The sequence below is a fragment of the Paucisalibacillus globulus genome, from assembly GCF_900184735.1.
GTDB classification, from domain to species: domain Bacteria; phylum Bacillota; class Bacilli; order Bacillales; family Amphibacillaceae; genus Ornithinibacillus; species Ornithinibacillus globulus_B.
The window spans coordinates 45,836-55,634 of the sequence record NZ_LT855390.1 but is presented as its reverse complement, the minus strand read 5'-3'; the positions used below and the strand labels follow the sequence as shown (position 1 = coordinate 55,634).

General features: G+C 35.9%; 12 protein-coding genes and 3 pseudogenes. 4 read left to right on the top strand and 11 right to left on the bottom strand.

Going from position 1 to position 9,799, the window contains the following annotated elements; translation table 11 throughout:
* Both BN999_RS20860 and BN999_RS09550 read left to right on the top strand, forming a co-directional pair.
* A pseudogene (locus BN999_RS20860) lies at nucleotides 1–123 on the top strand (AAA family ATPase); the annotation flags it as partial.
* A 110-nt stretch (nucleotides 124–233) separates the two neighbouring features.
* Nucleotides 234–680, top strand: a pseudogene (locus BN999_RS09550) (pyridoxal-phosphate dependent enzyme); the annotation flags it as partial.
* A gap of 73 nt (nucleotides 681–753) precedes the next feature.
* Here the strand turns inward: BN999_RS09550 and BN999_RS09545 are convergent.
* The 8 genes and pseudogenes from BN999_RS09545 to BN999_RS09510 all read right to left on the bottom strand — a co-directional run bounded on the left by BN999_RS09545 (nucleotide 754) and on the right by BN999_RS09510 (nucleotide 5,943).
* On the bottom strand, nucleotides 754–1,326 hold the full coding sequence (locus BN999_RS09545) for a hypothetical protein (RefSeq protein ID WP_096271159.1): 573 nt from the start codon (nucleotides 1,324–1,326) through the stop codon (nucleotides 754–756).
* A 47-nt stretch (nucleotides 1,327–1,373) separates the two neighbouring features.
* On the bottom strand, nucleotides 1,374–1,598 hold the full coding sequence (locus tag BN999_RS09540) for a helix-turn-helix domain-containing protein (protein WP_096271158.1): 225 nt from the start codon (nucleotides 1,596–1,598) through the stop codon (nucleotides 1,374–1,376).
* A 10-nt stretch (nucleotides 1,599–1,608) separates the two neighbouring features.
* The gene (locus tag BN999_RS09535) at nucleotides 1,609–2,085 is read right to left on the bottom strand and encodes a DUF2975 domain-containing protein (RefSeq protein ID WP_096271157.1); all 477 of its coding nucleotides are present in this window, start codon (nucleotides 2,083–2,085) and stop codon (nucleotides 1,609–1,611) included.
* A gap of 204 nt (nucleotides 2,086–2,289) precedes the next feature.
* Nucleotides 2,290–2,910 (bottom strand): hypothetical protein, encoded by a 621-nt coding sequence (locus tag BN999_RS09530; RefSeq protein WP_096271156.1) that lies wholly within the window; start codon nucleotides 2,908–2,910, stop codon nucleotides 2,290–2,292.
* Nucleotides 2,911–2,924: 14 nt separating this feature from the next.
* Nucleotides 2,925–3,779 (bottom strand): DUF7587 domain-containing protein, encoded by an 855-nt coding sequence (locus BN999_RS09525; protein ID WP_096271155.1) that lies wholly within the window; start codon nucleotides 3,777–3,779, stop codon nucleotides 2,925–2,927.
* A 147-nt stretch (nucleotides 3,780–3,926) separates the two neighbouring features.
* Nucleotides 3,927–4,283, bottom strand: a pseudogene (locus BN999_RS09520) (VOC family protein); the annotation flags it as partial.
* A gap of 37 nt (nucleotides 4,284–4,320) precedes the next feature.
* A complete protein-coding gene (locus BN999_RS09515; RefSeq protein WP_096271153.1) occupies nucleotides 4,321–5,034 on the bottom strand; it encodes a YetF domain-containing protein in 714 nt (237 codons plus the stop codon).
* Between the two features lie 171 nt (nucleotides 5,035–5,205).
* A complete protein-coding gene (locus BN999_RS09510; RefSeq protein ID WP_096271152.1) occupies nucleotides 5,206–5,943 on the bottom strand; it encodes an SDR family NAD(P)-dependent oxidoreductase in 738 nt (245 codons plus the stop codon).
* A 196-nt stretch (nucleotides 5,944–6,139) separates the two neighbouring features.
* Between BN999_RS09510 and BN999_RS09505 the strand changes: the two genes are divergently transcribed.
* On the top strand, nucleotides 6,140–6,739 hold the full coding sequence (locus BN999_RS09505) for a TetR/AcrR family transcriptional regulator (RefSeq protein ID WP_096271151.1): 600 nt from the start codon (nucleotides 6,140–6,142) through the stop codon (nucleotides 6,737–6,739).
* 152 nt (nucleotides 6,740–6,891) lie between these two features.
* Complete coding sequence (locus tag BN999_RS09500) at nucleotides 6,892–7,533, top strand: carboxymuconolactone decarboxylase family protein (protein ID WP_255247432.1); 642 nt, start codon at nucleotides 6,892–6,894, stop codon at nucleotides 7,531–7,533.
* 116 nt (nucleotides 7,534–7,649) lie between these two features.
* Here the strand turns inward: BN999_RS09500 and BN999_RS09495 are convergent, their stop codons facing one another.
* The 3 genes from BN999_RS09495 to BN999_RS09485 form a co-directional block, all read right to left on the bottom strand.
* A complete protein-coding gene (locus BN999_RS09495) occupies nucleotides 7,650–8,090 on the bottom strand; it encodes a MarR family winged helix-turn-helix transcriptional regulator (protein WP_176481935.1) in 441 nt (146 codons plus the stop codon).
* A gap of 12 nt (nucleotides 8,091–8,102) precedes the next feature.
* Nucleotides 8,103–8,579 (bottom strand): glutathione peroxidase, encoded by a 477-nt coding sequence (locus BN999_RS09490; protein ID WP_096271149.1) that lies wholly within the window; start codon nucleotides 8,577–8,579, stop codon nucleotides 8,103–8,105.
* 81 nt (nucleotides 8,580–8,660) lie between these two features.
* The gene (locus tag BN999_RS09485) at nucleotides 8,661–9,788 is read right to left on the bottom strand and encodes a DUF4145 domain-containing protein (protein ID WP_096271148.1); all 1,128 of its coding nucleotides are present in this window, start codon (nucleotides 9,786–9,788) and stop codon (nucleotides 8,661–8,663) included.
* Nucleotides 9,789–9,799 lie beyond the last annotated feature (11 nt).

Genomic DNA, 9,799 nt, shown 5'->3' with positions numbered 1-9,799 from the left:
TTCAGGCTTATACAAAGACTCTTCACCCAGATTGAAAGGATACTTGAAATTAATAATCTTGAAACCATTACAACAGAAGTTGTTGAAGCTGCACGAGACAGTTTAGTTATCGGAATCAAGTAATTATTAAAATCTATCTTTTACATGAAGATAGATTTTTATATTTCATCTCGTGCAAAATAGTATTTAAAATATGCGCAAAATACCGTTCAAAGTGACAGCAATTAGATGATACAGACGTAATCGTGGTTCCAATTGGAGGTGGTGGGTTAATATCTGGCATACTCACTGCCGTTAAACAAAAGAAACCTAAGGTAAAAGTGATTGGAGTAGAACCAGAGACTGCCCATGACACCTATCTATCTTTACAACATGGTAAAATAACTTCCATACCAGTAACCACAACCATTGCAGATGGCCTCAGAACAAGTCATCCTGGTCACATAACATTTCCTGTCGTCCAAAAATACTTGGATGACCTAGTACTTGTTTCGGAGGAAGAAATTAGGTTGGCACAGAAAGTTGTCCTAGAAAGAATGAAACAACTTATTGAACCATCCAGTGCTGTTACAGTCGCTGCAGCGATGAGTAAGAAATTAGGAGTTCAGGATAAGAAAGTAGTCTGTGTACTTTCTGGTGGAAATGTGGATATTAGAAGTTTAGGCAGCCTAACTAGTTGACCTTAAAAGATAAAAAAAGAGCGGGAAGTCATCTAATGGACTTCTCGCTCTTATTAGTATGATTACAAACTCTTTATAAAACTACAGGAAGAGAAGTATGAACTCTCTCACCAATAGCCCCTTGTTGATAATCTCTCAATCTACCTTCATAAACCAATTCGAAATCAGCTACTCCGAGTATATCATTTGGTTGAACCAAGCATACATCTTTTTCAAAATTAATCGTATTACTTTCCTTTAAAACAGATGCAACAAATTGAGAACAGAAGAATGCATTCTTTCTTTTAATCGGCTTTTTAACCATGACACCGAATAATCCAATTAAATTATATCGGTAATAATCTTTATTGGACTCAATTAATTGGATAAATCGATGCATCTTTTGAAAGTCTTCTTCTGAAATGGTTAACGAATATATTGCACAATCGGCTTGCTTAAATAAGACAGATTGAATATCCTCTCTAACAAATCCCCCAATAAATGGGTTTTTTGGTGTCTTTCTCCCAAAACTATAGACTTCCCTTAAATCAGCATCAAAGGAGATGGAGGCATGATTATAGGGTTTCTTCGTATAGGACTTTATCAATCTTGTAAATGCAGTTCCTGTATCTGTTAAAAGAATATAAATCTTCTTTTCTCCTACCATGGTCCCCACCTCAGATTCTTTTAGTATAGTATTTTGTATTGGATTAGTTACTTGCCTTGGTTGTCTTCGTCACTTCTATATTCTAAAAGATCCCCAGGCTGACAATCTAGCGCTTTACAAATTCCTTCTAACGTTGATAACCGGATTGCTTTCGCTTTGCCGTTTTTTAGAATGGAAAGATTCGCCATTGTGATTCCGACTCTCTCGGAAAGTTCTGTTACGCTCATTTTTCGTTTTGCTAACATTACATCTATATTAATAATAATAGCCATTGTATTCACCTCAGACCGTTAAATCGTTTTCTGATTTAATATTGATTGCCTCTTGTAATAGCTTCTGGAGAACAGCAGCAAATACTGCAATTACCAAGGAAGCAAATATAGGCATCGCTCCGATTATGATAAGACCTGGGGCATCATCAAGTTCAGCTATGATATAAACAAATGGAATAATTGCTACGTACACAATACTGAATATAATAGCACTATACTTGATTTTCGTTAAAGCATCAACAGAAATTTGTGAGAAAGCTTGATTTCTGTCTATATAGTTTAATAGTTTAAACGCCTGATAGAATGCCATATAGAACGGTATTATGGATACATACATACCACCAACAATAGGATATAGAATATGGGCAAAGTCTGGATTTGCGGGATTATTTAATAACCATATTCCTCCAACAACAGCCAATACAAGAACCGGAATTCCTACAATAATTAGAGCTAATTTTAAAAAGAGGGTTGAACCTCGTTTCATATAAAACACCTCACACATAACTTGTTTACGAAATTTATTTTAACAGGTTATTTATCGTTTTGCAATAAATTTTTATTCCATTTCACCGAAAATATATTGTAAATATTAACCAATACATCATTTACATTTACTATTCAACAAAAAAATCCACTCTGAACTATTGTTCAAAATGGATTTTACTTAGTAATCGGTCCTATTCAACTTTTATCCAGCTATTTGTGCAAATACTCTCTCATAAGCATCATAAATCTTGTCTGCTTCTAATGGCATGTTGAAGTCATACTTATATTTATCCACATATAAAGTCATTTCATAAAAGGAAATAAGTAAGGTAACAATCGACTTTGGAATCCTTTCCCAAGTGCTAATTTCATTAGTAACATGCTCAAGTTCGAGGAATATCTTTTCGAATTGTTCTTCATTCATCCCTTTCCCTTGTTCCAACTGAACGAAGAAACCATTATTTTCCCCGATCGCTTTCACTAAGTTTCGTATTAAACTATCTTGATCGTGCTCCTGCATGACCTCATTCGAAAGGAACTGTTCTCTCATCTTTTTAAAATGTTCTGCTGCTTCGATTATCGCTTCCTTTTCATCATCCTTATAATTACCTGCAAACAGATAGAGTTCAGCATAGATTTCCATTATGGTAAGAACTGCTTCCTCTGGAATAGAGTCTTCCTTTTTCCACCAGGAACTTAAATCTTTAAATGTTTGGATACATTTCTCATATTCACTGCGGTCTAGGCCATTGCCCATACGAAGTTCCGTAAGCATATTTATTTCTGACTCAATAAATTCCTCCATCAAAACGGACTCATTCATGACGTTAAACACTCCTATTTCGATTCTCCAGGACCAATATCACCCAAAAATTCGGAAGGTCTACCAAGTATGGTGATGGCTTCTTTAGGGATGGAGTATTCAATCAACAATTCCTGGGATTTATTCGCATAATTCCTTACCCTTTGCCAAGGCTTTCCTGCTTTGCTTACTAAGTATTTATCTTGAGTTTCCGGATCTGTTAAATCATAATACTTATTCGTTACCTTATTCAAATCTATTTGTATAATTCTGAGATCCTGTGAACTATTTCCATCATTAATATTCTTCGTTGCATTTTCGAATGCTACTTGGAAGCTCTTTGTTGTGGAAATATATTTCGATCCTTTAAAACCAGGCCGACTTCCATTGTTGACATGACCTGCTATTGTGATTTCTTCTCTTTCCGGTGCTTTTGCAAATATACCCTTATCTGGATCCTCGTCCTCACGTATTACACGGTATACAATATTTTCCTTTGGCTCAAGAGGGATATTCTTTATATCCTCTATAAATTCTTCCGCCTGGTCAAGAGTATCGTTGAGATTATTTATTGCTTCCTCTTCACTCGTGTCCTCTGTAAATACTGCTATTGCTTCATCAATAGACCCAATTAGGTCGCCAATAAAATCGAATATCTCACCGAACGCTTCTTTGACACCATCTATCGCATCATCAATATTCTCCCACAAACCATCAAACCAACTCGAGATATCTTCTAAAAATCCCTCGTCAGCATCCTCAACCACCAGGTCTGTAGAAGCAATATCCGTATAGTTAGGTTCTCCAAATGCCTGTTGAGGCTGGAAAAATGGATTCAGAAATAATGCCATGAGTAGGCTTAGTAGAATTGGATATAATAACTTCTTCAAGTTAACTCCCCTCCTATGTCACAATTTTTTTATGGACATATTATGTAGTTTATTTTCCAGGTTATTACATAAATCTCCCTGTAGGGCCAATATACTCAATTATTATCCATTTAAAATACATGAGGAAGGGTATTTAGAATCATTTTTTCATATAGTTAACATTGCCCCTCTTTCATCAAATGTTGAATCTGGGTTGAAAGCAACCTCCCAAATATTATTCTCTGGGTCTGCAAAAGAAGCAGAGCGCCCACCCCAAAATGCGTCATTTGGTTCACTTAAAATGGTCCCACCTACATTTCTAACCTTTTCAATTATGGAATCAACTTGATCAGGTTCGTCCACATTAATTGCAAGGGTAACACCTTTAAAAACATATTTTGATGTAATAATGTCTAATCCCGTACCATTTGCTAATCTCTCAATCGGATAGAGGGATAATAGTACTCCAACTGTTTTAAACACGGCATAATCCACATAGCCATGGTCTGTTTCTTCCCATCCTAGGTCATGATAGAACCAGGCTTATTATATTTAAGAGAATCTATGCGTCTTTCCTATCTTTAGATAGCGCATCCCCTTTTATAGCTATATACAACGTTCCGTCAGTCTGGACTTGGGCGTAGAGTACTTCAGAGGCATTATTAATATTTTGGTAGTTTAATTGCTGATTTAGCCAGTTCAAATCAAGTCTTAGCTTATGTAGGTTTGATGTGAGGACTTTACCATCTGATATGACCTCGGTTGGAATGGGATATACTTTTGGTGTATTTGGTACGTTCATATCTGATTTTGTTAACGGCTTTTTCGGTTCTTTAGGTAATACAGAGAGTTTTCCATCTGTTTCAAAAATAGCATAGTCAACGTCCGCAATGGAAAAAATGTTTTTTTGTCTCAACATTGCAGTTAAAGAATCCAAATCTAATCTACTAGAACGGAGAGCCTTATGAACAATCTTTCCTTCTTTTATGATTATGGTTGGGTCACCCGTCACCACTTTTCGTAATGCTTTTGATTTAATATCAATCATATCCATTAATATGGTGAATACTCCCCAACCGACTAAAGCAATAATCCCATTTTGGATACTAAGATTTGAATTTGCTACTAGATTTGCAGCAATGGATCCAATTGATATTGCCGAAATGAAATTAAAAAAGGTCATCTGACTAATCTCTTTTCGACCTAGAATCCTAGCTACTGTAAAAAGAACTAGAAAGCTTATTGCTATCCGAAAGATTAACTCTGATAATTCCATCTTCTTACCACTTCCCTAACGTATTCCTTACCATTATGGCTGATAACTAAAAAAAATAAACGCTCCTTAATAATGTTAGGGCGCATCTCTATGAGGATATAAGGAGATTATTTTCACACAAAAAGAACCCATTCTGAACAACGTTCAAAATGGGTTCTTCTATTTCACCTATTATTGAGCAGTATATCCACCATCAACGATTAGAGAGTTACCAGTCATGAAGCTAGAATCATCACTAGCCATGAACAGGACAGCTTTTGCCATTTCTTCTGGTTTACCTAGACGTTTCATTGGTGTTGCGTTTGTTAAGAATTCTCTATCTGTTTCCCCTAGGATTGGTGTTTCAATGAATCCTGGGCATAATGCATTTACACGAATATTACGTTCTGCATATTCTAGTCCAAGAGAACGAGTTAAGTTCACGACACCGGCTTTTGCTGCATTATATGCTGCACTACCAGGTGCTCCAACCCAACCGTACATGGAAGCAGTATTAACAATAACACCACCATCGGCTTTCAAGAATTCTCTGATTGCACCTTGTGCAACTAAGAATACGCCATCTAAGTCAACTTCTACAATTTTTCTCCATTCTGCATAAGTTAATTCTTCAGTTGGCTTTACATTACCAATTCCAGCATTATTGAATAAAATATCTACTTTACCGAATTTAGATACTGCTGTTTCATAAATATTTTTCACATCATCTTCACTCGTAACATCTGCTCTTACGAATAAAGCTTCTGTTCCTTCTGACTTTAATTCAGCTTCAAAAGCAGCACCTTTTTCTTCATTGAAATCTACTAATACTAATTTTGCCCCTTCAGATGCAAATAAACGTGCTGTTGCAGCACCAATACCAGATACTCCACCCGTGATAACTGCTACTTTATCTTGTAATTTACCCATTTGTCTATTCCCCCTGTTATAATATATATGATACCAATTACTATTGAAAAGGTTTACATTCTTATTGTATTACCGGTTCAAGGAGAATCCAATCATTAAAAAAGTGGGTACTGTCTACTTAATAGACACTATGATTATGTCTGTCTATTACTTACACTTTTAATTCACAAAATGTATACATCTGGAGGGATCTAGGATGGTGGAAAAAACTATTACGCCACGAAAGAATCGAACAAAAGAACACTTACAACTAGCTCTCATTGACTTAATTAAAGAAAAAGGTTTCCAAGCTGTTACCGTCAAAGATATTGTGAACCATTCCAAATATAATCGAAGTACCTTTTATATCCATTATCATGATAAATTCTATTTAGCAGAGGATTTACTAGATTCCATGCTTAATGGTTTAGAAGAAGCCGTTGCAAAACCATATGAAAGAATTAAAAAGGTCAATACACTAAAGTTAAACGCCAGGTCATTTGAAATTATTTCCTATATCTATGAGAATCGGAACTTTTTTGAGTTGATTACCTATCAAGATACCCTTCCGGAATTGCATACGAAATTTCCGCAAACAATCTTGAAAATCTATCAAGAGAAGTTCCGGTTTAAAACGATCAACAATATGCCAGTGGACATGGATTTCTTTACACGTTACACCGCTTATGGTTTTTATGGGCTTTTGTTGCATTGGATTAGTACAGGTTTCACAGCATCTCAGGAAGAATTTATCGAAGAGGTCATTAAGTTATCACGTACTCATATGGCAGCGGTAAAGTATGTTGGAGAGAAGTAGTTTTTTATAATAGATTTCGTTTAATACTCTCTTTTATGGGGAACATGTTTTATAAGCACTAAGTTTATAATAGTTAATTTTACGTGTTACCATTAAGCTGTACAAGCTTGTATCATGCAGGATATTTCCAATACTTGAAGGGAGATTTGAACTTGTATTCCAAAGAACACACCAAACATTTAGCCCAACTTAAGGATCTAGCTCCAGAACAATTACAGGCTTTTAATGAATTTAACGCAGCCGTCTTTCAAGATGGAGCACTGAACCAAAAAGAGAAAGAAATCATTGCAGTTGCAATCACACATGTTACACAGTGTCCGTACTGTATTGATTCACATACAAAAAAAGCGAAAAAAGCAGGTGCAACATTAGAGGAATTAGCGGAGGCTGTATTTGTAACTGCAGCAGTCGAAGCTGGTGGAGCAGTCACACACAGTACTCATGTTCATAACGCAAATGAAAAGGAAGCATCGGATTCATTATATAACCGGTCCAACTTAAAGAGTTTAGGGCAATTAGGGAATTTTGCTAGTGCTGGATTCAAAGGATACCAAGCATTCAGTGCTGCTGCAACTAAACCTGGTAAGCTAAGTACTAAGTTTAAAGAAATCATTGCAGTCGCAGTTGCAACTGCTACACAATGCCCTTATTGTATTGACGTCCATACGAAGAATGCCAGCCGTCATGGGGTAACTAGTGAAGAATTAGCAGAAGCTATTATGGTGTCATCGGCATTGCGTGCTGGTGGTTCGTACGCACATATGTCCAATATGATTAACAGTTATCAAGAATAATACTGAACAACTAAGAAATGTCCATTCCTCGTTAAGTAAAGGAATGGACATTTTTATTTTAAAGGAGCCTGTAAAAAAGAAGCAGTAACACATATAATAGCCCGTACTATAAATTGTTATCTATTCATTAACTTTCCTTGCAAGACTCTCAGTTGCTGTAACAGTTGTTCATATTCCGCTAATTCAATGTTGCAAGATAACACTTCTTTTGTAATGGCTTCATTAATTGATTTTTTTTCTTTCTTTGCTTTTGGTTGAGTAAAAACACAAACCTTTCGCTCGTCATGAGAGGCTCGCTCTTTTTTCACCCAACCATTTGCTTCCATTCGTTTTAGCATTGGTGTTAACGTACCGGTACCTAAATTCAATCTGTCGCCTAATTCTTTGACGGTAAGCCCGTCTTTTTCCCATAAGGCTAATAAGACTAAGTATTGTGGATAGGTGATACCAAAGGGATGAAGTACGTTTGAATATAGTTTGGTAAATTGACTGTTCGTTTCATAAATGGCAAAACAAAGTTGATTGTCTAATGTTAAAAAGTCTTCCAATGAACTCATCCCCCGATTACATTACAATAACTTTTGAATATCTTTTTCCATTTTCTCTGGTTTTGTAGTTGGTGCATAGCGTTCCACTATCTGTCCATTACGGTCAACTAAGAATTTTGTGAAATTCCATTTGATATCTTTGGAGAGGAAACCACCTTTTGCAGATTTCAAATAACCGAATAAAGGTTCCTCATGTTCTCCATTTACATCAATTTTCCCATACATAGGAAATGTTACCCCATAATTTAATTGACAAAATTCAGTAGTTTGCTCGATATTATCAAATTCCTGATTGTTAAATTGACTACAAGGGAACCCTAAAATCATTAACCCTTGATCTCGGTACTTATCATATAATTCTTGTAGTTCTTTAAACTGATCCACTAATCCACATTTACTAGCAGTGTTCACAATAATAAGCGGTTTTCCTTCAAAGTCTTTTAATGATTGTTCAGATCCATTTGCCTTCTTAACGGTAAAGTCATAAACAGTAGTCATTATGATTCCTCCTCATATTAATCGTGTACGATTTAATCATACACGATTAATATATTTCTTTCAATTACGAAAGAACATATCCTAATGCCTCACCCTGCGTTTTAACTGTTCAAACAACTTCTCCACGGTACCAATTCCTACATTACGATATTTTGCTAAGGTAACTAGTTCTTGTGGCAACTGCCCTACATACTCAATTCCAAATTCATTCAATTGCCTTAATAGACTTGGTATACCTTCAAACTCATTTTTATCCAGTGGAACTTGCGATAATTTCTCGGTAATAATCATATAGTCTGCTTTGTAAAATAAAAATAGTTCTCCAGGTCTTTTTAGTTTTATTTCTCGACGCTTTTTCTCTTCTTCAATAAACGTCTTTAACTCTTCAAACAAATTTCTATCATTTGTATCGTTATATCGCTTTACATACGTATGAAGACCTTCTAGGTTTTCCGGCAATTCGCTCATGATACGGGCCTGTTGTTCCCCACCGAGACGAATCAAGAACAGCTCAGACTTTTCAAACCGTTGCGGTAATAAAAAAGCATCTCTTAAAAAATGTGGTACTTGTATCGACTCTGTCCCGTAATGTATGGTTCTAATAGTAGTCATACCAGGAATGATACTTTCCTCTTCTTGTGAACCTACTGCCTCCTGGACCGTGGCTGCAACTTCCGTGTCTTCAGGAGTTTGCATTAAAAATTTCTGGAAGGAATTTTTAAATAACTTTTCCATATTTTCAAAGCGAATTTGTAACTCCGTCATATCATATGCTTCTTGTACACTGGGCTCCGGATCACGATAGTCCGGAGTCTTCATCTCAAGTGGTCCATAGACCTCTACATACCAAGAAACAATAGTATGTAGAGATTCCCAAGATAATAATGCTTCCGAATATCGGAATGGTCGCACATCATGTGCAGCTAGATTTCCATTTTTACGAATTAGATGGAGAGCATCTCTTACCTCTCTTGTGATAATTCCTTGTTCATCCAGAATATCCAGCTTGTCTAGTAACGAAGTATATGTTTCGAATGACATATGTTCCGTAACTAACACTTTATCCACTATTGCCTCCATAAATGTTCTAGCATGGGTAAGCATGGTACGTGGACTTGTAAAAATACTATTCTCCAATTCGCGTGCAATTGTTGCTAATTCTTTTGATAAAGGTTCTAAGAATTTATAAAAATAGGTTTTCCTAGTCAATATAATCTCTC